Origin of the sequence: Bacillus sp. LJBS06 (genome assembly GCF_016924995.1) — a bacterium.
Taxonomy (GTDB): domain Bacteria; phylum Bacillota; class Bacilli; order Bacillales; family Bacillaceae; genus Bacillus; species Bacillus stercoris.
In genome coordinates, this window is sequence record NZ_CP070483.1 from 3803109 (window position 1) to 3827840 (window position 24732).

The 24732-nt window shown below is 45.8% G+C and carries 22 protein-coding genes and 1 pseudogene; 2 read left to right on the forward strand and 21 right to left on the reverse strand.

Annotated features, from left to right (window positions below):
• Nucleotides 1-65 precede the first annotated feature (65 nt).
• From JQX68_RS19315 to pta, 4 genes and pseudogenes are all read right to left on the reverse strand, one after another.
• Entirely contained in the window at nt 66-956 is an 891-nt protein-coding gene (locus tag JQX68_RS19315; RefSeq protein WP_205440386.1) for a carboxylate/amino acid/amine transporter, read from the reverse strand.
• 168 nt (nt 957-1124) lie between these two features.
• Nucleotides 1125-1970, reverse strand: a complete 846-nt coding sequence (gene ywfL / locus JQX68_RS19320) for an octanoyl-[GcvH]:protein N-octanoyltransferase (protein WP_014665791.1) — start codon at nt 1968-1970, stop codon at nt 1125-1127.
• Nucleotides 1971-2017: 47 nt separating this feature from the next.
• Nucleotides 2018-2916 (reverse strand): annotated as a pseudogene (cysL, locus tag JQX68_RS19325) (cysJI operon transcriptional regulator CysL).
• A gap of 145 nt (nt 2917-3061) precedes the next feature.
• A complete protein-coding gene (pta, locus tag JQX68_RS19330) occupies nt 3062-4033 on the reverse strand; it encodes a phosphate acetyltransferase (RefSeq protein ID WP_014665793.1) in 972 nt (323 codons plus the stop codon).
• A gap of 269 nt (nt 4034-4302) precedes the next feature.
• On the opposite strand from pta, the gene hemQ reads away from it, so the two are divergent.
• A complete protein-coding gene (gene hemQ / locus JQX68_RS19335; protein ID WP_003227507.1) occupies nt 4303-5067 on the forward strand; it encodes a hydrogen peroxide-dependent heme synthase in 765 nt (254 codons plus the stop codon).
• Nucleotides 5068-5199: 132 nt separating this feature from the next.
• Nucleotides 5200-5979: an NADPH-dependent reductase BacG gene (bacG, locus tag JQX68_RS19340; protein WP_014665795.1), complete on the forward strand. Its 780-nt coding sequence runs from the start codon at nt 5200-5202 to the stop codon at nt 5977-5979.
• A gap of 15 nt (nt 5980-5994) precedes the next feature.
• Here the strand turns inward: bacG and bacF are convergent, their stop codons facing one another.
• From bacF to JQX68_RS19425, 17 genes are all read right to left on the reverse strand, one after another.
• Nucleotides 5995-7194 carry a transaminase BacF gene (bacF, locus tag JQX68_RS19345; protein WP_205440388.1) on the reverse strand — a complete coding sequence of 400 codons (1200 nt, stop codon included), beginning with the start codon at nt 7192-7194 and terminating at the stop codon, nt 5995-5997.
• Entirely contained in the window at nt 7195-8379 is a 1185-nt protein-coding gene (gene bacE, locus JQX68_RS19350) for a bacilysin exporter BacE (protein ID WP_205440389.1), read from the reverse strand.
• Nucleotides 8376-9794: an alanine--anticapsin ligase gene (gene bacD / locus JQX68_RS19355; protein WP_205440390.1), complete on the reverse strand. Its 1419-nt coding sequence runs from the start codon at nt 9792-9794 to the stop codon at nt 8376-8378. The genes bacE and bacD overlap by 4 nt, the downstream gene beginning before the upstream one ends.
• Before the next feature lie 18 nt (nt 9795-9812).
• Complete coding sequence (gene bacC / locus JQX68_RS19360; RefSeq protein WP_069838483.1) at nt 9813-10574, reverse strand: dihydroanticapsin 7-dehydrogenase; 762 nt, start codon at nt 10572-10574, stop codon at nt 9813-9815.
• Nucleotides 10575-10576: 2 nt separating this feature from the next.
• Entirely contained in the window at nt 10577-11284 is a 708-nt protein-coding gene (gene bacB, locus JQX68_RS19365) for a 3-((4R)-4-hydroxycyclohexa-1,5-dien-1-yl)-2-oxopropanoate isomerase (RefSeq protein ID WP_014665800.1), read from the reverse strand.
• Nucleotides 11274-11888: a prephenate decarboxylase gene (gene bacA / locus JQX68_RS19370; protein WP_040081502.1), complete on the reverse strand. Its 615-nt coding sequence runs from the start codon at nt 11886-11888 to the stop codon at nt 11274-11276. Before bacA ends, bacB begins: the two co-directional genes overlap by 11 nt.
• Before the next feature lie 151 nt (nt 11889-12039).
• Nucleotides 12040-13278 carry an MFS transporter gene (locus JQX68_RS19375; RefSeq protein ID WP_172641005.1) on the reverse strand — a complete coding sequence of 413 codons (1239 nt, stop codon included), beginning with the start codon at nt 13276-13278 and terminating at the stop codon, nt 12040-12042.
• Nucleotides 13279-13485: 207 nt separating this feature from the next.
• Nucleotides 13486-14898, reverse strand: a complete 1413-nt coding sequence (locus JQX68_RS19380) for an amino acid permease (RefSeq protein ID WP_205440391.1) — start codon at nt 14896-14898, stop codon at nt 13486-13488.
• Nucleotides 14898-16598, reverse strand: coding sequence for a M20 family metallopeptidase (locus tag JQX68_RS19385; protein ID WP_205440392.1), 1701 nt, complete (start codon nt 16596-16598; stop codon nt 14898-14900). The genes JQX68_RS19380 and JQX68_RS19385 overlap by 1 nt, the downstream gene beginning before the upstream one ends.
• A gap of 73 nt (nt 16599-16671) precedes the next feature.
• Nucleotides 16672-18219 carry an L-glutamate gamma-semialdehyde dehydrogenase gene (gene pruA / locus JQX68_RS19390; protein ID WP_069150532.1) on the reverse strand — a complete coding sequence of 516 codons (1548 nt, stop codon included), beginning with the start codon at nt 18217-18219 and terminating at the stop codon, nt 16672-16674.
• A 231-nt stretch (nt 18220-18450) separates the two neighbouring features.
• Nucleotides 18451-19725, reverse strand: a complete 1275-nt coding sequence (gene rocG, locus JQX68_RS19395; protein WP_014665807.1) for a glutamate dehydrogenase — start codon at nt 19723-19725, stop codon at nt 18451-18453.
• Between the two features lie 174 nt (nt 19726-19899).
• The gene (bslB, locus tag JQX68_RS19400; protein WP_040081494.1) at nt 19900-20364 is read right to left on the reverse strand and encodes a biofilm surface layer hydrophobin BslB; all 465 of its coding nucleotides are present in this window, start codon (nt 20362-20364) and stop codon (nt 19900-19902) included.
• Between the two features lie 323 nt (nt 20365-20687).
• On the reverse strand, nt 20688-21143 hold the full coding sequence (locus JQX68_RS19405) for a dTDP-4-dehydrorhamnose 3,5-epimerase family protein (RefSeq protein WP_014665810.1): 456 nt from the start codon (nt 21141-21143) through the stop codon (nt 20688-20690).
• A complete protein-coding gene (gene rfbD / locus JQX68_RS19410) occupies nt 21136-21987 on the reverse strand; it encodes a dTDP-4-dehydrorhamnose reductase (RefSeq protein WP_147772674.1) in 852 nt (283 codons plus the stop codon). The genes JQX68_RS19405 and rfbD overlap by 8 nt, the downstream gene beginning before the upstream one ends.
• A gap of 13 nt (nt 21988-22000) precedes the next feature.
• Nucleotides 22001-22948: a dTDP-glucose 4,6-dehydratase gene (gene rfbB, locus JQX68_RS19415; protein WP_040081490.1), complete on the reverse strand. Its 948-nt coding sequence runs from the start codon at nt 22946-22948 to the stop codon at nt 22001-22003.
• The gene (locus tag JQX68_RS19420) at nt 22948-23688 is read right to left on the reverse strand and encodes a sugar phosphate nucleotidyltransferase (RefSeq protein ID WP_014665812.1); all 741 of its coding nucleotides are present in this window, start codon (nt 23686-23688) and stop codon (nt 22948-22950) included. Before JQX68_RS19420 ends, rfbB begins: the two co-directional genes overlap by 1 nt.
• A gap of 24 nt (nt 23689-23712) precedes the next feature.
• Nucleotides 23713-24732, reverse strand: a complete 1020-nt coding sequence (locus JQX68_RS19425) for a PseG/SpsG family protein (RefSeq protein ID WP_014665813.1) — start codon at nt 24730-24732, stop codon at nt 23713-23715.

Consider the following 24732-nt stretch of genomic DNA (forward strand, 5'->3'; position numbering starts at 1 on the left):
GATTTCCTCATTTTGCAGCCGGATCAGCTATTCTTGTAAAATGAGACCAAGCTTATGTGAATCTATTAAGACATGTGAGCTGCCTCGGCCGTTTTATGTTTCCGAGGCGCAGCAGAAATGACCAAAAGCCCCAGCATCATAAGTGCAATGCCAATCCACGAGGAAGGCGAAAGCATTTCTCCTATGAAAAACACGCCAAGCAATGAAGCAGTCAGAGGTTCGGCTAAAGACAGCGTGACCGCCGCCGAGGCCGGAACCCCGGTAAGCCCTTTCGCAAACAAAAAATATGCGGCACATGTTGCAATTAACCCGATGTAAAGGCTCGTTCCCAGTCCTCTAGGGGTCAATATCCACGAGATATCTGACTGCCATAGTAGCGGCGTCAGCAAGATGGCGCTGATCATAAAGACAACGGCGGAAGTCGCTCGCGGAGGCTGGGTTTTCATCATCGCTTTACTGATGAGCGTATAGACCGCAAAAGAAGCACCTGCTCCAAGCGCCATAAGAACACCACCCACATCAACCCGAACATTGGAACTGTCGGAAAACAGAAGCCAGCAACCCGCTAAAGCCAGCACGGTCGCAATCCACCAGGAGTTTCGCGGGCGTTTCTTCAATACGGCCCACTCAAGGCTCCCGGCAATGATAGGCGCACTGCCGATGGCAATCACAGTTCCCACCGCAATTCCCGTTTCTTTAACAGCTGTGAAAAACAGCGGCTGGTAACACGCCATACAAACAGCGGCTAAACATATGAGCGGCCATGACCAATTTTTCACGTGAAGCTCCCGGCTGATCCAAACCGCAAGCAGCATGGCGCTTCCTCCTATTAATAACCTGAACGCGCCAAATGCCAGCGGTGTGGAGCTTTCTGGAGCCAACGCCTGAACGGTTCCCGTGGTCCCCCAGAAAAAAGCCGCAATCAATACAAAAAGGCTGTAAATATTCCCTTTCATCTGCCTCTCCCCTTTAATATGGATGCTAATGTCATTTTATCGTTTTTCTATTTGTCACGGTTATCTGTATGTAAGAAGGATTTATCTGAAAATAAGATCTTTGGGGGTAAAATGCCGCTTGAGATAAAAAATGCATGCTGGCATATACAGCCGGCATGCGAAGAATGTTCACCCAAATACCTTTGCATTCCGTTCAGCCATCCGGACGAGGTTTTTCTCAAATTCCATTTCCTCGTCAATGGACAGGCCCGCTGCGTATAGATGGGTGCTTAACGCTTTTAGTTCTGTCAGTAAAGCGAACATTAAGTCTTGTACGGAGATGTCTGTTTGCAGAAGCTCACTTAAGGACGCCATCGTTTCCGGACGTATTTCCGGATAGACGCCTTTTTTATCATTTTCTTTATCCTTCAGCGCCGCTAGGTAGAATCGTCTGATCAAGTCGGCCCTTTCACTGCCGCTTTTATCCGCGCAGAGATAAATTTGAACAGCGACTCCGCCGCGAACGCGTCTCTGGGAGATGCCGGCGAACTTTTTGCCATTTATGCTGAGGTCATAGCTGCCGGGACAATAAGACCCTTCAATTTCATAGGCTTCGATCTTTGCGTTGTACGGTTTCAGCATTCGTCTCATCAGCTCAACCATCGCTTCATATCCTTTGTCTATATCGATGCCTTTCTTTTCGTCCTCGAATATGAGAGAGATATTTAAAACACCTTCATCCAATACGACAGCAAGACCGCCGGAATTGCGTACGATCACACGGTATCCTTCACTCTCCAGCAAGGAAATGCCATCCTGCAAAAACGGGAGGCGTGTATCCTGTATTCCAAGGACAATTGTATTGTGATGAACCCATGAACGCGCTGTCGCCGGCGACACGCCTTTTCCGACAGACATGCACAGCGTATCATCCATTGCGAAGGATTGCTTCGCATCAAATAAAGGGCCGAGACTGGATTGGTCAATGACTCTCCATTTCGGCTGCATCAGTAAATCAATCGGTTGGTTTGCCATCTATGTAAAACCCTTTCATGTTAGGCTTATGAACAAAAACTATTATATCATTTCAGTCGCTGCGATTGATATTGCTTTTCAGCATCGTAATAAAAATTTCTTTGTTTTTGGTATTCTCCATGAGAGGAGAATGGATGTAAGACAGTTTGCGCTTTAACGAGAAATCTTTAATATGCAGAATTGAAATGTCGCGGTGAATCAAATCCTTATGGAGCACGCTTCTGGATAGAACCGAGAGTCCCATGCCGCTGATCACCGCTTCCTTTACACCTTGGTTGCTGCTGATGGTGAACATTGATTTCGGCCGAAGTCCATTTGAACTGAGCACATGATCGAGAAATTCTCTCGTCCCGGAGCCTTTCTCTCTTGTCACCCACGCTTCGTTTTGCAAGTCGCTGATTGAAATATCTCTTCGTCCGGCCAGCGGGTGCTGATTTGGAGCGGCAATGCACATTTCGTCCTCCATGAACGGCTCAATTTCCAGCTCATTCTCGTTTGTATGTCCTTCGATCAGCCCGATATCAGCCTGAAGCATCCGCACACGCTCGCTGACCTCCTCTGTATTGCCAATCATGACATCGAGATTCAGCTCTGGATACAGCTTTTGCAGCTGGGCCAATAGCGGCGGAAGAATATACTCTCCGATTGTAAAGCTTGCAGCGATTTTCAATTCACCCTTCACATAGTGATGATGTGCATAGATTTCAGCCTTGGCTTGTTCGTAGAGAAACACCATTTGCTTTGCTCTTTGATATAAAATGTCTCCTGTCGGCGTTGTCGTAAAGTGTTTTGGCGACCTGTTCAGAAGAGCCGTTTGAAATTCTTTCTCAAGATTTTTGATATGCAGACTGACGCTGGGCTGGGAGATCATCAGCTTTTCCGCCGCTTTTGTGAAGTTTTTTTCTTCTACCACCGCTATAAACGTTTTCAGCACGTCGTAATACAAAAACCCCACCCCTGTCATTAATGAAATATATGGTTATGATTAGTTTTCTTTATTGTACTCATATCATCCGTCTTGGTAAAGAAGGCTATACGGAAGCGCAAAAAAGGCAGCCCTCAGTCGAGAGCTGCCATCGTCTTCATTTTTATTACAGTGCTTGCACCGCTGTAATTAATGCGAGATTGTAAACATCTTCAGCGTTACATCCTCTTGAAAGGTCGTTCACAGGCATATTTAAGCCTTGCAGGATTGGTCCTACCGCTTCAAAGTTGCCCAATCGCTGAGCGATTTTATAGCCGATGTTTCCCGCTTCAAGGCTTGGGAATACGAATACGTTAGCGTCCCCTTTGATCTCGGAATCCGGCGCTTTTTTCTCAGCTACAGATGGAACAAATGCGGCATCAAATTGGAATTCGCCGTCAAGTGTCAGTTCAGGCGCTTTTTCTTTTGCGATTTTCACTGCATCCGCTACTTTTTCTGTTTCATCAGATTTTGCTGAGCCTTTTGTAGAGAAGCTGAGCATTGCCACGCGAGGCTCAATGTCGAACATTTTTGCCGTGTTGGCACTTTCGATCGCAATCTCGGCAAGATCTTGACTGTCAGGCGCAATGTTGATCGCGCAATCTGCGAATACGTATTGCTCTTCTCCGCGAGCCATGATGAACACGCCGGATGTCTTTTTCACGCCTTCTTTTGTTTTGATGATTTGAAGAGCCGGGCGGACAGTGTCAGCAGTTGAGTGAGCCGCTCCGCTTACGAGTCCGTCTGCAAGGCCTTTATATACCAGCATTGTACCGAAGTAGTTCTCGTCTAATAATGCTTTACGAGCCTGTTCTTCTGTCGCTTTGCCTTTGCGGCGTTCTACGAATGCTTGTACAAGGTCTTCCATGCCTTCATATGTATGAGGATCATAAATCTTAACGCCGTCCAGCGTAAGATTCAATTCTTTTGCTTTTGCTTGGATCTCATTTTCATTGCCGATCACAATCGGATTCAGCACTTTGTTTCCTGCAAGCTTGCTGACCGCTTCTAAAATACGCTCGTCTAAGCCTTCAGGAAATACAATTTTAACGTCTTTTCCAGCTACCTTTTCTTGCACTGTTGAAAATAAATCTGCCACAATAAAACCTCCTCAAAAAGTTACAAAAACGCTTTCTTTTACTAGCATACTCTTCTTCCAATCAAATTCAAACAGCCAACTTTCATTATAGCGCTTTCATAAAAAAATCTTATTTTTCTAACTAATTTAAGTGACTCAATCTTCCCTTATAGGTTCTTCTATTTTGATGGAGTTATACGGAAGGGATGTTCAAGGTTTCTCCACAGTAGAATCGGATAAACTATGGTATAGTGAAGGCAATCATGAAAAGATAATAGGAGTGAAGATAAATGAGTGAACAGCAAATGACGAATGAAGCGGCAAAAACGCTTGACGGCTGGTATGCGCTTCATGATTTCCGCACAATGGACTGGACATCCTGGAAGCTGCTGTCCAGTGATGAGCGCCAATCTATCATACACGAATTCACCGGGTTGCTTGAAAAATGGGGCGTAGCTCAAAAAGAAGGAAAAGGATCGCAAACCCTTTACAGCATCGTCGGCCAAAAAGCTGATTTTATGCTGATGATCCTTCGTCCTACAATGGAAGAATTAAATCAAATCGAGCTTGAATTCAACAAATCAAGACTTGCTGAGTTCACCATTCCGGCATACTCCTACGTATCAGTGGTAGAGCTTAGCAACTACTTGGCAAGCGGTGACGGCGATCCTTACGAAAATCCGCATGTGCGCGCGCGCCTTTACCCTGAACTACCGGAGTCTAAATATGTATGCTTCTATCCAATGGATAAAAGAAGATCCGGCAATGACAACTGGTACATGCTTTCTATGGAAGAACGCAGAAACTTGATGAGAAGCCATGGCTTAATCGGCCGCAGCTATGCGGGCAAAGTCAAACAGATCATCACTGGCTCTGTCGGTTTTGACGACTACGAGTGGGGCGTTACATTATTCAGCGATGATGTCCTTCAATTCAAGAAGCTTGTGTATGAAATGCGTTTTGACGAAGTCAGCGCCCGTTATGGCGAATTCGGTTCATTCTTTGTCGGCAATCACCTTTCGCTTGATACACTTCCTCAATTCCTATATGTATAATATTCCCTCCCGCCATATTCGGCGGGAGTTTTTCAATTTCCCTTTATCAGAATTTAAATAAAATTTGCTATTTTCTCTGTTTTTTCTTACGATGTAGGTAATAATCCAATTTTTTCAAAGGGGTGCAGTGATTTGTCAAAACGAACCGCATTTGTTATGGGAGCCAGTCAAGGGATCGGGAAAGCAATCGCTCTGAAATTAGCAGACCAGCATTTTTCCCTCGTCATTAATTCACGAAATTTGGATAATATTGAATCTGTCAAAGAAGATATTTTGGGCAAGCATCCTGAGGCGAGCGTCATTGTCCTTGCGGGGGATATGTCTGACCAGCATACGAGAGCGGGCATTTTTCAGGAAATCGATTCTCAATGCGGACGGCTTGATGTTCTGATTAATAATATACCGGGCGGCGCGCCTGACACATTTGATAACTGCAATATAGAGGATATGACAGCCACTTTCACACAAAAGACCGTTGCCTATATTGACGCTATCAAGCGTGCTTCCTCACTGATGAAACAAAATGAGTTTGGCAGAATCATCAACATCGTCGGAAATCTGTGGAAAGAACCCGGGGCCAACATGTTCACAAACAGTATGATGAATGCCGCTTTAATTAACGCCAGTAAAAACATTTCCATCCAGCTTGCTCCTCACAACATTACAGTCAACTGCCTGAACCCTGGTTTTATCGCTACGGACCGTTATCATCAATTTGTGGAAAATGTGATGAAAAAAAACAGCATATCCAAACAGGAAGCAGTGGAACAGATCGCTTCCGGGATTCCGATGAAACGGGTCGGATCAGCCGAAGAAACCGCAGCGCTCGCCGCGTTTCTTGCCTCTGAGGAAGCCTCCTACATCACAGGACAGCAAATTTCCGCTGATGGCGGCAGCATGAAAAGCATATAAAAAACATCCCGCTTTTTAGCGGGATGTTTCTTGTAATGACCCGAACGGCAGGTTCAGTTTTTGAATCCGCATAACAAATTCCCGCAGATCCTCCTGCTTCGACACCATTGAGATTCTGACATGCCTTTTTCCGTTGCTTCCGAAAATTTCGCCCGGTGTGACTACGACATGGGCATGCTCCAGCAAGTAATCGGAAAATTGGTGAGATGTCTCAAACGTATTCGGAATTTCAGCCCATATGTAAAAGGTTCCTTTTGGCTTCTCCATCTTCCAGCCCAATTCCTTTTCGCAAAGCGCCGTAAAAAAGTCAATTCGTTCTTTATAAATTCGTTTCAGCGATTCCGTTTGCTCCGGATCTCCGGAAAGCGCCGCACTCGCCGCCTGCTGCAGCCCGCCGAACATGCCGACAAATACATGATCCTGAAATTCATTGACGGCCTGAATGATCTTTTCATTCCCAACCGCAAACGCCATTCTCCAGCCTGCCATATTAAATGTTTTTGAAAATGAATAAAGCTCTGCTCCGACAGCCTTGGCATCCTCTGCCTCAAGAAAGCTGGCCGGTTTTTGATCGAATTCAAACGCCCCGTATGCAAAGTCATGAATCAAATGGATATGATGCTCTTTCGCAAAAGCAGCCGCTTTTGCATAAAAAGCCGCATCAGCCACAGCTCCAGTGGGGTTGTTCGGATAGTTTAAAAACATAAGCTTCGCTTTTTCCAGCACGGCTGGATCAATCTTTTCAAAATCCGGCAGATAGCCATTTTCTTCATACAGCGGCATTTCGTAATGCTCAGCTCGCGCCATCGTAATCCCTGATAAATATTCAGGGTAGCCTGGATTCGGGACTAAAGCGATGTCTCCCGGATTGAGCAGGCATTGTGTCAGCACATACAAACCGGCTTTCCCGCCTCCGAAAAGGGCGACCTCCGTTTCAGGATTGATTGTCACGCCGTATTCTCTTTTATAGAAAGCAGCGATTGCTTCCTTCAAAAAAGGATAACCTCTGAATGGGCCGTATCCATGAAACGAAGGATTCAGAGACGCCTCCCGCAAAGCCTCGACGATATGCGGCGGAGTGGGAAGGTCAGGGTTTCCTTGTCCGAGATTAATGATGTGGGCCCCCGTTTTTTCCAATTCCTTTACCTTTTGAAAAACGAGAGAAAACTCCTGCCTTGGAAGTGTCTTGATGACATCGGACGGTGTTATTTCCATCTAAAAGACTCCTTTTTGCTCCGTTTTATTATCCCGTTCCAAAAACGATTTGTTAACAAGCTTCGTATGCAGAAACAATCCGCATACAATCACAACAATCAGCCCCATAATGACCGGAGCGCTGAAGACGTTGATTAACATTGAACCAATAGAAATGCATAATCCGATAGACGCTTCGGCTACTGAAAAAATGCGCCCTTGAATCTGGTTTGCCGCATTCTCCTGAACCTTCACCTTTGCAAGCACTTCCCCGTATTCCATCGCGATGAAAAAGAGGATCGCCGCGATGAGAGAAACAGCGAATATCGGCGTGAATAAAAACAGCGCCAGCGAAACAATCGATAAAACGGTAAAGTACGTCAGGCCTCTATTGTTGTTAAAGCCCCATTTGCTGACAAGCGCCGCCCCGATAAAGCCGCCGAAGCCGATGCAGAATGTGAGGATAAAGTTGCCGATTTCCCCATCACCAAGAAAGCGGCTGACAATCGGAAAATAGCTGTACACAATTCCCCACAGCACAGCCATTGTAATCATCGTAAACATGGCGTTTAATACGAATGCATTGCTTTTGATTTCCTTGAGTCCTTCTTTAAAAGACTGAAAGGCCTCTTTGATGTTTTCAGATTGAATCGGCACAAATTGCAGTTTGATACGGCTGATAAAAAATGCCGAAATCAGGTATGTCACACCGTTAAAGGCCACAGCCAGCTCCACAGATCCGCCTAACAGAAAGAGCCCTCCGGCAGCCGCCCCGACGATAATGGAGATGGTTGTCGCTTTTGCAAATAACGTGTTGATGCTTTTAATATCTGATTCCAAGGACGACATGACAGCAAGACGGGCCGGATTAAAAAACACGCCGCTTCCATAGGAAATAAACAGCAGAGCCAGAAAAATGAGGGGATACTCGCCTTTTGGAAGAAATGTGAGCCCCAAAAAAATGATGCCTCTGATGATATCCGTCCACAGCATGATCTTAATTCTGTCTAACCGGTCGACCAGAACCCCCAAAAACGGCTGGAACACCATCGGAATGCTTCTGACCACGATGACCCCGGACGTCACCCAATAATCGTGATAATATGTAGACAAAATGAGCAGGGCAGGGAGAACACAATAGTCTCCCATGAAAGATAGCGCCTGCCCGTAAAGCAAGTATTTAGAGTTGGGTTTCAGCTGTTTCATACTGGCAGCACATACTTTGCCGTCAGCTTCGCATGCTGCTGAATTTGTTTGATTGATTCAGCCACATCCTGTGAATTGCTCCCTTTCAGTTCAAATGCAGCGATGGAGTTGAAAGCTTCGAACAGTGTCAAATCAACTGAAGTTCCTGGCGCTGCGGCCGAAAAAGAAACGATTTCAGTATCCCCTTTTAAAAGCCCGTCAGGCAGATCGATCGCTTCAATGACCAAATCCTCAGCGGTTTCTGGAATCTGGCCATTTTGTTTGAAATGCTGCGGGTACAAATGACAGTCGGCGACATAGTAAGGCTCTTGATCCAATAATCCGTCAGGCAGATCGGCCTCTTTTCCGAAACAAAGGACATCTAATAATAATTGCGCCATATCAAGGCCGAAAACCTTTTTAATATTAGGGATCATATTCCAGCCGGCGAATCTGGCTGCCGATTCAATTAAACCCGGTTCTCTGTTTTTCATTAGCTTGATCTCTGTATGTGTTGCGCAATTTTGCAGGCCAAGACCTTCATTTGCCTTTTTGGCGGCTTCGACAATTTTCTTTTTCGCCTCTTCATCCAGAATGGACGGCGTAATGTGGGATGTTTCTGTAAATCCGATTTGCGGCGTTTTGTCATGAATGGCGATCGGGAAATACTCACCGTCGGCCATGATGCCTTCGATGCTGATATAGTCGGAGTACCCCTCTGTTTGATACCAGTCTCCATACTCACCCTGTAAAAATTCCTCAGCGATAAACGGCGCTTCAAACGTAACCGCCTTTGGCACGTTAATCGACTTCAGATAGTCATTGACTCTATTAAATTCTGCTTCTGCCGTCTCAGTGTCCGTAATCAGCGTGACGCCGATTGAACTCGCTAAGTATGTAGGCTTTAAAATAAGAGGTGTGCCGATTTCTTCAAGTGCGGCACGGAAATCCTCAAGAGTTGTAACACGTTTGTTTTTGATTGATTTGACGCCAGCCTTATTAAAAGCGTCTCTCATTTTATTTTTATCTCTGGCATTTTCGGCAGCCTGCACGCCGGCACCTCTCAGGCCCAGACGTTCACAGGCTTTCGCCATCGGGGCAATGAATAATTCATTGTTTGTTGTGATGGCATCCACCCCAAACATTTCGGCAACCTTGACGATTTGCTCGACAACCTCTTCTTCAGGCTTGTCATGATCCTCATGCGCCCAATAAATGGAGTCAGGATGCTCAAAATCAGCTAAACTCTTAAAATAGTCTTTATCTTTTATGACCGCGACCGAGTATTTTTCAATCAAAGCTGCGTGGGAGGCTGTAATTGCAAAAGGCCTTGGAATAAAGCTGACCAGGTTATATTTTTCAGCAGCACTTTTATAAAACATGTGAGGCGGGCAGCCTCCAAGATCAGCAATGACCAATACTGTTTTTCTCTCCATATGTAAAACACTCCTTCTCTATTGTGCGGTGTATCCTCCGTCTGCGGTGATGGCGCTTCCGGTCATATAGCTTGATAAATCCGAGGCTAAAAACAGCATCACATTTGCGATTTCTTCGGGTTTCCCCAGCCTCAGCAGCGGATTTACCTTTGCCTTTTCTTTTTTGATCTCTTCAAGTGTGCCTTCATTATTTTCAAGGAATGATTTTTCATTCAGCGGTGTGTCGATAATCCCCGGGCATACGCAGTTCACGCGAATTTGATGCTTCGCATAATCAACGGCCATTGATTTAGTCAGCTGCAAAACGCCGCCTTTGCTGGCATTATAGGCAGGAATATCAGGCCACGCCACGAGTCCGCCGACTGAGCATGTATTAATGATGTTGCCTTTGCCGGCAGCCAGCATATGCTTAAGTGCGTGTTTGCTCATTAAAAACGTGCCGGTCAAATTGACTTGCAGCACCTTGTTCCAGTCGCTGAGCTCCATCTCGTGAATGGGCGCCACGATTTCGATGCCTGCATTATTAATCAATACATCCAGCCCGCCAAATGTATCGACCGCCGATTCAACAGCGTGCTGACAGGCAGCTTCGTCTGTAATGTCCGTTTGCACAAAGTGCAGCCTGTCATTATTTTCTTTCCGTACCATTGCTTCTCCCTGCTTCTCGTCAATATCCGCCACAACCACATTGGCCTGCTGGTTCAAAAAAGCCTGAACCGCCGCATAGCCAATCCCTGATGCGCCTCCTGTTATGAGGACGGTTTTATCGGTGAGGTTCATGATTATTCATCCGCCTTCATTTTTTTTGCCTTTGCCCTGTTATAGCGCGGCGGGAAGAAGATATTAATCGATTTTGATTCTTTTTCTGAACGGTTGATGGCACCATGATCTTCACGAGGCTCACAGAAATAAGCTGTGCCGAATTCCATCCCGACTGTGCAGCCTTCGACCGTCATGTCATAGCCGCCGCCGATGCAGATGCCGATTTGTTCATTGCGATGTTTATGGAAAGGCATTTCTCCGCCGTTTCCAGGGATTTTGGCAAGCATAATCTCTACCCAATCCTCAACAAAGAACGTGACTTCCATGCCCGGCAGCAGGTCTCTTGTTTTGAAAATATCCAAAAAATAGTCCTCAGGACTTGTATAGGTTTCATCAGCTTTCAGCCGCTTGATATCAATAGCAATCACTTCTTGGTCTGTGTCGTTTCTTGCCCCGTGAGGCACATGCGGCGGCGCGATATAGGCAGATTCCAAGGCTGTCATTTTTCTTGTCACATCTCCGACAGTCATCATCAGCTCGCCGGAAACGACCATGCCGATTTGGACCTCCTTATGCTGATGGGGTTCAACATTGGTATGCGGCGGGACGTAAGACATTAATACTTCAGTATCTCCTCGTACGGTTGAATACTGTCTCACTCCGTTTTCCCATTCAATTAATTTCGGAGTCGGGAAATAAAGCTCCTGCATATCTTCTTTAGTTTTCATCATCAACGTCTCCTTTTCCAAATAATGACCAGCTCATTGGAATGCTTTTGAATGTTTTTACAAAGGTTAGCCCGTACTTTTGCCTTGCAAGCTCATTGGTTAAGGCAATATCATACAAGCCTTCTTTTACTTTTCTTGCAGCTTGGCTAGTCGAATTGACCAGTTTGAAACGTACATCTTTGCGGGTAAAATATTTGATTAGATTAATAGGTGATGGATGTGAAACAACAACAGATGTATCAAGCATATCGTCTCTGAATTCAAAATCAGGACGAACAGCCAGGCCGTACATCGGTGTATCGCACCTGAAGATCTGCAATAGCTGCAAATCCGGCCTCATGTAGAAATGCTTAATGCCGTCATAAGCGTGTGGGACGATGGTATATTCCAGCGGGCTTTGGAGTGTCCTTTCAATGCATGATTCAAAAGTATCATGCAAGGACAATTTACTGTTCAGCCCTTGTAGAAGAGTAAAATTGGAAATGAAATGCTTTGCTGCGTACTCACTGCTTGTCCCCTCAGGGCCGAGCGTGTTGACTGTAATGAGTTTGGATAGTGAATCAGTTCGTTTTTTTGTCTGAATGCTATTATCCAATATAATCATGAGCACCAACCAATCTTTTAAAATTTTAAGTAAATTTTATCCAGCGGAAATTGAACTGTCAATGTTTTTTGAAAATATTGATAATTATTCCCATACAAACAAAAAAACCCTTTAAAAAGGGTTTTTAATTATAGGAATTTAGAAACTTTGTTTATTGGGATAAGGACTGATCGGCCTTCTGCTCATGCTTGCCGTATTTTTTATATGCGAATACACTGAGTACAAATCCGAGCACTGTGATGGCGGCGCAAATCCATCCGACGGCCGCATAGCCGTATGCCACATAGACAGGTCCCATCAAAGCAGATCCTAATGTCACGGCCAGATTCGAGGCGAGACTGTAAAACACCATGATTTTTCCGCGATGACGCTCTGAGCAATCACTCAAAATGGTGCTGAGCAGCGTCACCGTCAAGCTTTGCATTAATCCCCATATAAATAGGCTGACAATTAACAGAAACATTGACGCCGGCGCATATGGTAAACATGCCAGCAGAACGCTGATGACCCCCAGCGCAATCAAAAGGGAGCGCATTTTTCCGATACGGTCGGCCACCTTTCCTGTAATGACACTCATGGAAAACCCGATTCCGTAAATCATGATAAATAAGCCCGCAGCTGTGTTTCCTCCGGTAAAAACGTCCTGAAGATAGGTGCCTAAAAAGGAATACATACCGTAAAATCCAATCATATTACAAAAGGTTATCGTGATATAAACAGGTACACGCGGGACTTTCAGCGCATCCCGGAATGTTCCTGCCGGCTCTTCTTTTTCTTCCTCGCCGCTTGTTTGATGCTGGGCATGACGGCGCATTTCAAGGAGAATCAGCAGGACGACGAAAACGCCCATCAAGGCGAAAATCCAAAATGTCCATCTCCAATGCAGGACTCCGCCGATAAATGATCCGAGCGGCACTCCAAAAATCAGCGCCAGCGACCAGCTTGAAACGATCAGCCCCATCACTTTGCCCCGGTATGTATAAGGAACACGATCACCGACAACGGCGTAAGCGGTCGGCACAAACGCTCCTGCAGCCAATCCCGAAAGCGCCCGGCCTAAAAAGAAGAAAAAGATATTTTGACTCAAAGCGCATATCACTGTTCCTATGATAAAGATCATAAGCCCGGCCAATAAACTCAGTTCTCTGGAGTATTTATCACCTAATGGAACCAAAAGCGGCGCACCGATAAAAATCATAATGCCGTAAATACTGATAGATAATGCAAGGACACTGACATCTGAGCTGAAGGCTTTTGCTAAATCCGGCAGCAGCGGTGAGATCACAAGCTCTTCTGATCCGGCCGCAAATACCCCAATCGTTAAAGCCAGTGCTAACAATAGCGGAAAATGATGTTTTGTTTTGATGTCATTGTTTTGATTGCTGTTCATTCTTTCTCAAACACCTCTTCCATAATCTTCTTATCATAAAGTTGTATTATAGTTTAGCATTGTTTTTTCATCATTTACAATTCGAACGAAACCTTTACATTTTTAATTATTTTCATTTAAATCCCAATATAGATTTCCTCGTTTCATTTTGAAAATCAACTGATTTTAACATACCAAAAAGCTCTCCGGTCTCCCGGAGAGCTTTTCCTATTGCGCCTCTGCCTGTTCTTTTTCTGCCGGTTCATGTTTGATACGCTTTTTGATGCTCAGATGATAGTACGTATAGCAGAAAATAATGATCGGCACGCCGCAGTACAAGCCGATCCTTTGATCCGGAATGAAAATAAGGCTGATCAACACGCATCCGTATAAACAAAATCCGAGAATCGGGACTAGCGGATAAAGCGGCGTTCTGAACTCCAGATCATTCACGTTTCCGCCTTCAGCGAGGAAACGTCTGCGAAAGAAAAATTGCGACGCACAAATGGACATCCACGCAACAACTGTCACCATGCCCGAAATTGAGATACACCATAAATACACTGTTTCTGCGGCCATGACACTAGTCAGCAGCGAGCAGCCGGAAATACCGAGGGTAATCAGCAGGGCATTCATCGGCACGCCTTTTTTTGTCAGTCTGGTGAGAAAGGAGGGGCCCATTTGATTTGATGAAAGTGACCACATCATGCGCGACGCCGCATACAAACCCGAATTGGCAACAGATAAAATCGCCGTTAAGATGACAAAGTTCATGATATCTGCCGAAAATGGGATGCCGATTTGATCGAGCACCGCTACAAACGGGCTTTCAATAACGCCCGCCGTTTTGTACGGAAGAATGGCAACCAAGACGAACATAGCGAGCACAAAGAAAAACAGCGTGCGCCAAATGACATTTCGAATGGACTTTGGCAGTGTTTTTTCCGGGCTTTCACTTTCCCCTGCCGCAATGCCGACAAGCTCCGTTCCCTGAAAGGAGAAGTTCACCATGACCAGCGTAAACATAACGGCCAGCACCCCATTAGGGAAAAGTCCCCTATCAGTCATAAAGTTAGACAAAAAGGGTGTCTCCTGTCCGCCTTTAAAGTCAATTAAGCCAAACACAGCGGCTCCGCCAATCACAATAAATAATATGATCGCCGCCACTTTGATGCTTGAAAACCAAAATTCCATTTCCGCAAAGCTTCTGACAGAGAGCGCATTAATCAAAAAGATGACGATGCCGAACACAAGGCACCATATCCAGATCGGAACGGAGGGCAGCCACCTTTGCATCAAAATGCCTGCTGACGTCAGCTCTAACCCCACTGTATTCGCCCAGCTGAACCAATACAGCCAGCCAATCATAAAGCCTGTCGACGGTCCCAGAAATTTAGTGGCGTAGGCCTGAAACGATCCGGCCACCGGCATGGCAACAGCCAATTCTCCTAAACAAAGCATGACGAGATACATTAAAAATCCGCCGATGATATAAGCGGCAATGGCGCCGAGCGGTCCCGCCTGGCTAATGGTAAAGCCAGAGCCTAGAAACAGCCCAGTGCCAATCACCCCTCCCAAAGCAATCATAAACAAATGCCTGCTTTTCATGCTGCGCTGCAATTCATTTTTATGATTCTGCATCATCCTTCCCCCTTTGGTTCTTTTGCCGTGATGGTCATCCGGTAGCTCTGCAAAAGGTGAACGGTGGTTTGCTGTATGAGGAGAGGCAATACATGAAATGTGTACGGTTTATAGACTCGTTCTGTCCATTTATGGCCGTCTTTTCCGTACACACCCATATTAATGGATGGAATATTCAGCTTGCGTATATCTTTGAACGGAATGGTCCCAATCATATTCCACCCAGGAAAGTTCCTGATAAAAGAATCAATTTCGCCATCGGTTTCGTGCAGTGATAAAAAACTGCCGTCTGCCAAGTAGGGGAAAAACTTTTTGAAGACAAATGTTTCGCCTGTCGATTCAGCGGTTTTGTCAGCCGCTTCTTTAATCACATGCTGCAAAAGCTGATCTCTTGTGCTATCTTCTTTCAAATAGTTATGCGGCAGGTAAGGAGGTGCGTAAAATAGAATGACTTTTGCGCCTTGATCGGGGTCAAGCTTTTGAAGCTCTTCGATTGCCTGAAAGCATCTCATACGAAGTTCTAGGTGCTCGTTGGCTTTGAATGTCTGCTCGATGCACTGTTCGGGATCAATTCCCCGGTTTCTCAGCTTTTCTAAGTATTGCTCCAGACTATACACTTGGATGCCCCATGATAAATGTTTCTTTGGCAGGTTGGCTCTTTTTACATATTCTTCGTAATAGTCTGATAATTTTTGTTCTGTTTCCCGGCATGCTTCCTCAGTGACTTCAATAAGCAAATCCATCATTTCTTTTGCTGTTCTTTCATAAATAAAACAATTGAAATACAAGCTTGTGCTGACAGCCGTTTGCACATTATAGGATTCCTTGTTATCACGCTGATACAAACAGGATGGGGGCAGAACCAACTCCCCTTCAACCTTTTCTGCCAGATGAATGTTATTGTGGAGACGGCTTGTGATTTCAGCTGAAATGAAATTCGGGTCAATCCCTGCCAGTGTATCGCCAACATGGACTTCACGGCCGTAAATGTAAAAGCAAGGCAGTAGTTTTCCCGCGGCTCCAGTATAGATATATCTTGTCTGATCACCATCGTAAAGCGGGGTAATAAAATCCGTATTAATGGCAGCCAGATAGTGAAGCTGTTTTTCTTTTTTTAGCCGGTTCAGCTCTGAAATGCTGGCGAGCACGCCCGAATGCTGGCTCTCCTCATCGGGATTTGCCATAAACAATACATTTCCCGGCAATGTTTCAAGGTTCTCCGAAAAATGCAGGAGATTGGCTAAATGTACGGCGATGCCGCTCTGCATATCGACAGATCCTCTTCCGAACATCCAATCGCCTGATTTGGCATCCCGCTGAACATCCTGATCGAACTCATAGCGGCTGAAATACTCCGCCAATTTCTCACAATCAAAAGCGATATCCTTTAAAGGGCCGAAATCTTCAATTCCGACTGTATCAAGATGGGCATGGTAAATGACTGTATTTCGGCTTTCTCCATGTCCTTTAATAAACGCAAAAATATTTTTGCGATTGTATGGGTCATTGGGAATGGCCTGTTCCCACACATGACTGGGGTGTTTCTGAAAATAAGGATAGCTCGTGATCACTTCTTTGATAAAATCCGCTTTTGTCCCTTCTCCAACGGTGCCGTTCACACTGCTGAGGCTGACCAGAGATGCAGTCAGCGCCTCCACTCTTTCAGCCGGATTCATGTGACTGATTTTTGTATACTGCATAAATTGTCCTCCTGATCAAAAAGTTGAAATCGTGCGATTCGCTCAAGAATCGCACGATTTGATTTCTCTCAAATCAAAAAGCTTCAGACGTTGTTTTGGCTTGCATATGAAGAATTAAGTAATCGGGACCGCCTGCTTTTGAATCTGTTCCGGACATATTAAAACCGCCGAACGGCTGATAGCCGACAATTGCTCCGGTGCAGCCTCTGTTGAAGTATAGGTTTCCGACATGGAAATCCTCGCGCGCCCGTTCAATGTGCGCACGGTTTTTCGTCAGAAGCGCGCCTGTTAATCCGTATTCCGTGTTATTGGCAATCTCCAGCATATGATCGAAATCACGCGCTTTGCAAATCGCAACAACCGGGCCGAAAATTTCTTCCTGCATTAAGCGCGCGTTTTCATCAACATCTGCAAAGATCGTCGGCTGAATAAAGTAGCCTTTTGAATCATCGCCTTCTCCGCCGGCCAATAGCTTGCCTTCAGATTTGCCGATTTCAATGTATTTCATCACTTTGTTGTAGGATGCTTCATGAATCACGGGTCCCATATACGTATCAGGATCTTCTGGATTGCCGACAGTCAGCGTTTTGGTCAGCGCCACAGCTTTTTCCACCACTTCATCATAAACATCCTGATGGATAACTGCGCGGGAGCCCGCAGAACACTTCTGTCCTGAATATCCAAATGCTGAGTACACGATAGAGGATGCAGCAAGGTCAAGATCAGCGTCCTTGTCGACAAGCACTGTGTCTTTTCCGCCCATCTCAGCAATTACCCGTTTGAGCCATTTTTGGCCCGGCTGCACTTTGGCGGCTCGCTCATAAATCCGGCAGCCGACTGCACGGGAACCTGTAAATGAGACAAATCGTGTCTTCGGATGCTCAACTAAGAAATCACCGATCTCCGCTCCATCTCCCGGAATGTAATTCAGAACACCGTTTGGCAGGCCCGCTTCCTCCATGACCTCGACAAATTTTGCTGCCACTACCGGTGCTGCGTCAGCCGGTTTTAAGAGAATCGTATTTCCTGTCACAATCGCTGCCGCCGCTGTTCCCGCCATAATTGCAAGCGGGAAGTTAAATGGTGAAATGACGATGCCGACGCCAAGCGCTTCGTAATGATATTGATTGAACTCGCCAGCACGGCTCTTCACCGGAGCCCCTTCCTTAAGGTTTAACATTTGGCGCGCGTAGAACTCTAAAAAGTCTATCGCTTCAGCCGTGTCCGCATCCGCTTCCTTCCACGGTTTTCCCGCTTCCTTCACAAGATAGCTTGAAAATTCATGCTTTCTTCTGCGCAAAATAGCCGCTGCCTTAAAGAGAATATTCGCGCGGTGCTCTGGTCTTTGTTTTTTCCAGGATTCAAATGCCTGCAATGCGGCTTGCATCGCTTTTTCAGCAAGCTCTTGATCCGCTGTAGACGCGTACCCAATCACCTCTTCTTTGTTAGCCGGGTTAATAGAAATGATTTTGCGGTCCGTTTCAATTTTTTCTCCATTTATCACAAGCGGATAATGCTTGCCAAGCTGAGTGTTTACAAAGGCCAATGACTCCCCAAATGCTGTTTTATTCATTGCTTCTGTAAAATCTGTAAATGGTTCGTGCGCGTATGTGACTGTCATATGTAGTCCCCCTCGTGTTATGAAATATATCTTCGCATATGAATAAAAATGCAAGAATCATGCCATTTTCTTGTCTTTTGCTGAAAAAACTTGTTGAATCGAACAGAAATTTGTCTAACAGGTGATCACCTTTCTCTTTTTCCGAGCTTGAAAGCAAATTATTTTTGCGGTTTTTGCCCTTCCCACAAAGAAAAACGCAAAATTATTTTGCATCGGCTTCAAATCCGAAAATTACACCCATCCGCGGAATCGCGATGCTTCTGCCGATTTTCTGATGCCCGTCATGTAAGCCGCCAAGCGCATATCCACTTTATGCGTTGCCGCTGTCTGATAAATCGTTTCGAACGAGCTGACCATGACGCTTCTCAATTTTTCTGCAACCTCTTCTTCCGACCAATAATATCCTTGGTTATTCTGCACCCATTCAAAATAAGAAACCGTGACGCCGCCGGCACTCGCCAGGATATCCGGCACAAGCAGCACGCCTCTTTCATTCAGGATCTTAGTGGCATCAATGGTTGTCGGTCCATTCGCTGCTTCGACGACGATTGACGCCTGAATGTTATGTGCGTTTTTGGCTGTGATTTGATTGGAGATCGCGGCAGGCACTAAAATATCGCATTCCTTTTCAAGCAGCTCCTCATTTGTGATGACGTCAGTAAATAAGTTGGTGACCATGCCGAAGCTGTCACGTTTATCGAGCAAATAAGGGATATCAAGGCCGTCCGGGTTGTAGAGCCCGCCATGGGCATCAGAAATCCCGATCACCTTCGCGCCCGCGTCGTGCATGAATTTGGCCAGAAAGCTACCCGCGTTTCCAAAGCCCTGTATGATGATGCGTGCATTTTGCAGCTTGATCCCTTTTTTCTTCACCGCCTCTTCAATACAAATCGTGACGCCCTGTGCCGTCGCCGTTTCCCGACCTTGCGATCCGCCTAAAACGAGCGGCTTGCCTGTAATAAAGCCCGGAGAATCGAATTCCCGCAGCCGGCTGTACTCATCCATCATCCACGCCATAATCTGCGAATTGGTGTACACATCTGGGGCTGGAATATCCTTTGTCGGACCGACGATCTGGCTGATAGCACGGACATACCCCCTGCTCAGCCTTTCCAGTTCTCCAAATGACATTGTCCGCGGATCACAAATGATACCGCCCTTCCCGCCGCCGTAGGGAAGATTGGCAATCCCGCATTTGAGCGTCATCCAAATGGATAATGCCTTTACTTCCTCTTCATTGACTTCTGGATGGAAGCGAACGCCCCCCTTTGTCGGACCGACAGCATCATTGTGCTGTGACCGGTAGCCTGTGAACACTTTGACGCTCCCATTGTCCATTTTGACCGGAATGCGGACAGTGAGCATTCTCTGCGGCTCTTTCATGAGTTCATACATATCGCCCGGATACCCCAGCTTCCGAATGGCCTCCTTAATGATCGTTTGGGTAGACAGAAATAAGTTAAGAGCTTCTTTTTCTTCATCTTTTGAGACTTGCTTTGCTGACATCTTTTTCACCTCATTGTTTTTTGGCCGGCTGTAATGTAAGCGCTTTAAAAAATCAGCCCGCCAATTCCTTTCTTCATTGGATTCACCATATGATCATGCAAGATCCGTACCAGCTTTTGAATCCACAAAAAAAGAGACTGAAAACATCTCAGTCTCTGACTACAAATCTATCGATTAACGGGGATCAATCACCAGCTGCGTTTCAGCATAAAAACTGCCGATTCCCAAACCGTTTACTACATCGCCTTTAATCGTGTAAGTGCCTGCGCGCGGAAGAGTTTTGCGCACCATGACGAGGTCAAATTCGGATGCGCCTAACAAATCAAGCGTAAGCGGGAGTCTGACTGTTTTTCCATCGTTTAAAATCTGTGTTTCTTTCAGTGTTCTTCCATTTACTGAATCTCTTGTCGTAGCATGAAACCCGTCAGGAAATTGAAATACTACCGCTCCAAGAGAAAGCACCGCATTTGGTTTATATGTCACTTCAATATCAGAAGTGGTCCACTCTTTTGTGCTGTTGATCGTTTTTGCCTCGATTGATGCAGACTGTGCATGAGCTTGGCCTGAAGGAAGCAAGATTGATAGTAAGACAGCTGAACTGATCAATAATGAAGATACGAATGAAGTTCTTTTTAACATGACATTTCCTCCTCAAATCACTGTTGAAATTGGCCAGAGCGTCCTCTGCAGAAAAAGCGTTTTTTTGCAATTCGCGAATTACCAGTTCTTTTTCTTAAAAATTAATCTATCATCATTTTCCATGGAAGTAAATGCTTTTTAAGGAATATTAACACTTGGAATCACTTGTGAATTCCTTCCTGTTTATACAAGGTTCAAATGGAGGATTTCTCACTCTTTTTCTAGTAACTTCTACCTTCCTATTTCTATCTTTTCACCTATTTTAAAAAAGGACAAAAAAAGTCGAAGATGCCTCTGCTCTTCGATTGATCACGTTCCTATTTTTATCTGAATTCAGTGTTCCAGTTAAAACCGATCGTCTCATCATTCCACGGAATTCTTTTTTCATCAGGCTGATCCGGATTATATGACATGGTGGTAAAATAGATAATTGTCAGCGGCGTTTCTCCCAGCACTCTGTATCCGTGGGCCACCCCTTTTGGGATTAATAACAGCATCGGGTTGTCTTCGCCCATATAATAGACGTCCGTTTCTCCTTTTGTCTTTGAGTCGTCTCGAAGATCGTAGAGGACAACCTGAGCGTGACCGGTTGGGAAGAACCAGAGATCATCCTGCTTCTCATGATAATGAAATGCCTTAATCACACCCGGATAGCTTTTCGACCAAGAGGCCTGCCCGAAATGCTCAAGAAGATTCTCATCATCCCGGACCAGCTCAGCAAAAAAGCCTCTGTCATCGCTATGCTTCGTCAATTTTTTCACCTTGACTCCATCAATCATGCACACTGCTCCTTTCCTGCAAATACTCCCGTAACGCTTCCCGCCAGTGGCGGGGGCGGATGCCGGCTTCTTCAATAGCCCGATGGCTCAGCACAGAGTATGCCGGGCGGGGCGTTTGGTTCCCATATTCCTCTGTTGTGACAGGCAAAATGACTGTGGCCAGCCCGCTTTCTTCCATAATCGCCTTCGCAAACTCATACCAGCTGCATATGCCTGAATTGCTGACATGATAGATGCCCGGCGGATGGCTGAACAGCTTGATGACCGCTTCTGCTAAATCCTTCGTATAAGTCGGCGAACCTATTTGATCGCTGACAACCCGCAGCTCTTGTTTCGTTTCAGCAAGCTTCAGCATGGTATGAACGAAATTGCTGCCGCCATGTCCGTACACCCATGATGTTCTGATGATCGTGCTGTCTTTTGTTGCCAAACGAATCAGTTCTTCTCCGAGCTTTTTGCTTTTGCCATAGATGGTGTTTGGATCAAGGGGATCGTTTTCCTTGTAAGGCTGGTTTCCTTTCCCATCGAATACATAGTCTGTGCTGATATGAACATATTGAGCGCCGATGCGGGTTGCCTCTAGCGCAGTATAATAAGCGCCGATTCCATTGATCAAGTACGCTTTATCAAGCTCTTTCTCACATTGATCAACCGACGTAAACGCGGCGGTATTGACCACAATATCCGGCTGATAATGGCCAAACGAATGCCGTACTGAGCGCTGGTCAGCAATGTTCATCATCTTCTTTGTTAACGCAATGACCTCGTATCCGGCTTGCTTCAGCTGGCGGCACAGTTCCAGTCCAAGCTGTCCTCCCGCCCCAGTCACCAATACCTTTTTCAAACAGATCACCTTCTCATCGGTCATTGTCTGTATACCACTGAATCGTACGCGCAATGCCTTCTTCAAATGGCACTTCCTGCCGCCAGCCCAGTTCGTTTTTCAGTTTTGATGCATTGATTGCATAGCGCCGGTCATGCCCTTTTCGGTCTTCCACGTGGGCGAACAATTCCTCACAGCCCAGGTGCTTCATGATGATGCTCGCAAGCTCTTTATTCGTGCGTTCATTTCCGCCGCCGATGTTATACACCTCGCCTACGGTTCCTTTTTCTAAAATCAGCTTGATGGCGCGGCAATGATCCTCCGCAAACAGCCAATCTCTAATCTGAAGTCCATCTCCATACAGCGGAACCGGCAGGCCTTGCTTCGCATGACGGATAATCGTCGGAATCATTTTTTCGCTGTGCTGATAAGGGCCGTAATTGTTGCTGCATCGTGTAATGATCGCCGGAAGCTTGTGGGTTTTCACATAAGACAATACGAGCAAATCAGAGCTTGCTTTGCTGGCTGAGTAAGGATTATTAGGAGAAAGCGGCGTCGTTTCTGTAAATGCTGGATCATCCGCTTCTAAATCTCCGTACACCTCATCCGTTGAAATATGAATCAGCTTCTTGGCTTTGCCTTGCAAAACCGCTTCCGCCAATCGGTAAGTCCCCATGACATTTGTGGTGATAAACGGCTCTGCTTGGGAAATGCTTCTGTCCACATGCGATTCTGCAGCGAAGTGAATAACCCCGTCATAGGTCTCGTCAAACGCGCGGTCGATATCCTCCTGAACGCTGATGTCCCCTTTTATAAAGCGAAAGCGGCTGTTTTGCTTTAATGTTTCCATTTCTTCCGGGTGGCTGGCGTACGTCAGTTTATCTAAAACGGTAATGCGCGCATCCGTTTCCCTCAGCATGAGCTTTGTAAACGTGAGCCCGATGAAGCCGGCCCCGCCCGTAATTAAATATGATTTTGCCATCACTTTTCGTCCTGTCCTTTCTGTAAAGCCTTGTGTACAAGCTGGGAAGCGAGATAAAGCGATTCGTGAGTTCCGGCATCTACCCACCAGCCTGATAACACATCATACGTAAGCTGGCTGTTTTCGATGTATAGATTATTCACATCGGTGATTTCCAGCTCGCCTCGCTTTGATGGTGATATTTGTTCAATATACGAAAATACCTCCGCATCATACATATAAATGCCGGTAACGCAAAGGTTGGTCGGCGGCTGTTTGGGCTTCTCGATGATGGAACGAATCCGTGTGTTTTCTTCATCAATCTGAGCGATTCCGAAGCGTTCCGGGTCATCCACTTCTTTCAGCAGCACCTTTGCCCCTTTCCCCTGCTGTTCAAAGCGTTCTGTATAAGGCTTTAATGAATCTTCAAATATATTATCACCTAATAACAAAATGAAAGGCTCTTTTTTCGTAAAGCGCTTTGCATAAGACAGCCCATCCGAAATGCCCGATGCTGCAGGCTGTACCTGATAAGTGATTGTAACGCCAAGCTCTTCCCCGTTTCCAAGCAGTTTATAAAATTGCGGCATATGCTCTTTTTGGCTGATGAGTAAAATGTCTGTTATTCCGGCTTCCTCCAGCTTCATAATCGACCAGTATATCATCGGATACGGGCCTACAGGAAGCAAATGCTTGTTGACGGCTTTCGTTAAGGGCATAAGGCGTGAGCCGTTTCCTCCGGCTAAAATAACACCTTTCACATTAACACTTCCTTACATGCATTTTTATACCTTTTGTTCATGTAATTCTTGAAGAATAGCTGTTACCCGCTTGATGCCTTTTCCATCCACGAACGGCCTTCCTCCTTTGTGCAAAGAAAGGCGAAGAGGATAGCTGCTCACAATGCGCGACATCTGATAAATGAGTGTTTCACCCGGTACAAGCTCACCCAAGCCAAGATTAAGAGCGGCACCTTGCTCGGCAAATGTTTTGGCTGTTGTCGTTTGATGTTCAACCTGAGAGAGAACAAGGCACGGCACGCCGATGCAAATGGCTTCATACAGTGAGATGCCGCCGGCGACAATGGCTGCGTCCGCTTGTTTCATCAAACCCGCCATATCATTTGTCTGTTCGATCACCTTGTACTGCGGCTTCTTTTCGATCTGCCTTCGGACTGCCTCTTGATGCGGTGAAGCGCTCCCCATCACAAACATCATGTTTTTGTCTTTTATGGCGGGGACTTGATCAGCGGCAGCCAGCACTTTAAAAATAAGCTGCTTCGGATCACTTCCTCCTAATGCAACAAGGATAGTGCGGCAGTCTTTCTTAAGTGTGTAATTCTCTCTTGCGGCCTGAAAGGCGGGGTGAAGAATAAGATAGTCCGGGCCTTCATAGACGCGTGTGTTTCCCTGAACGTACACCCTGCTCCTGATGTCACCGTAAATGCCGTTAATGACCGCGTCACTATATTGAATCGATTTACCATTTTTCTCTTCAAAAAGAACAATTTTCACATCTGTTTCCGTCTTTATTTTCTTTAACAGCTCTGCAGGCGCACCTAGAATATCAAATAAAAGCAAATCAAACTTCTTGCTTTTTATTTCCCGGAGAATAAATTCGTGCTGCTGCAGGTCCGGTTTTACGATGACACGCCAATGCTCTTCATGAAGAAACGCTTCAGACTCCTGATTCGTGTAAAACGTAATTAAGCAGCTCTGTTTGAGTTCTTCCGCAAGTCTCTTCATCCGGACAACATGGCCCATTCCCTTTTCATAGCCACCGTCTGCAACGATCCCAACACGCAT

Bases quoted from the DNA above. Each gene is read 5' to 3' on its own strand.
- JQX68_RS19315 (WP_205440386.1), bottom strand. From the start codon at position 956: ATGAAAGGGAATATTTACAGCCTTTTTGTATTGATTGCGGCTTTTTTC.
- ywfL (WP_014665791.1), bottom strand. From the start codon at position 1,970: ATGGCAAACCAACCGATTGATTTACTGATGCAGCCGAAATGGAGAGTC.
- hemQ (WP_003227507.1), top strand. From the start codon at position 4,303: ATGAGTGAACAGCAAATGACGAATGAAGCGGCAAAAACGCTTGACGGC.
- bacF (WP_205440388.1), bottom strand. From the start codon at position 7,194: ATGGAAATAACACCGTCCGATGTCATCAAGACACTTCCAAGGCAGGAG.
- bacE (WP_205440389.1), bottom strand. From the start codon at position 8,379: ATGAAACAGCTGAAACCCAACTCTAAATACTTGCTTTACGGGCAGGCG.
- bacD (WP_205440390.1), bottom strand. From the start codon at position 9,794: ATGGAGAGAAAAACAGTATTGGTCATTGCTGATCTTGGAGGCTGCCCG.
- bacC (WP_069838483.1), bottom strand. From the start codon at position 10,574: ATGAACCTCACCGATAAAACCGTCCTCATAACAGGAGGCGCATCAGGG.
- bacB (WP_014665800.1), bottom strand. From the start codon at position 11,284: ATGAAAACTAAAGAAGATATGCAGGAGCTTTATTTCCCGACTCCGAAA.
- bacA (WP_040081502.1), bottom strand. From the start codon at position 11,888: ATGATTATATTGGATAATAGCATTCAGACAAAAAAACGAACTGATTCA.
- JQX68_RS19375 (WP_172641005.1), bottom strand. From the start codon at position 13,278: ATGAACAGCAATCAAAACAATGACATCAAAACAAAACATCATTTTCCG.
- JQX68_RS19380 (WP_205440391.1), bottom strand. From the start codon at position 14,898: ATGCAGAATCATAAAAATGAATTGCAGCGCAGCATGAAAAGCAGGCAT.
- JQX68_RS19385 (WP_205440392.1), bottom strand. From the start codon at position 16,598: ATGCAGTATACAAAAATCAGTCACATGAATCCGGCTGAAAGAGTGGAG.
- pruA (WP_069150532.1), bottom strand. From the start codon at position 18,219: ATGACAGTCACATACGCGCACGAACCATTTACAGATTTTACAGAAGCA.
- rocG (WP_014665807.1), bottom strand. From the start codon at position 19,725: ATGTCAGCAAAGCAAGTCTCAAAAGATGAAGAAAAAGAAGCTCTTAAC.
- bslB (WP_040081494.1), bottom strand. From the start codon at position 20,364: ATGTTAAAAAGAACTTCATTCGTATCTTCATTATTGATCAGTTCAGCT.
- JQX68_RS19405 (WP_014665810.1), bottom strand. From the start codon at position 21,143: ATGATTGATGGAGTCAAGGTGAAAAAATTGACGAAGCATAGCGATGAC.
- rfbB (WP_040081490.1), bottom strand. From the start codon at position 22,948: ATGGCAAAATCATATTTAATTACGGGCGGGGCCGGCTTCATCGGGCTC.
- JQX68_RS19425 (WP_014665813.1), bottom strand. From the start codon at position 24,732: ATGCGTGTTGGGATCGTTGCAGACGGTGGCTATGAAAAGGGAATGGGC.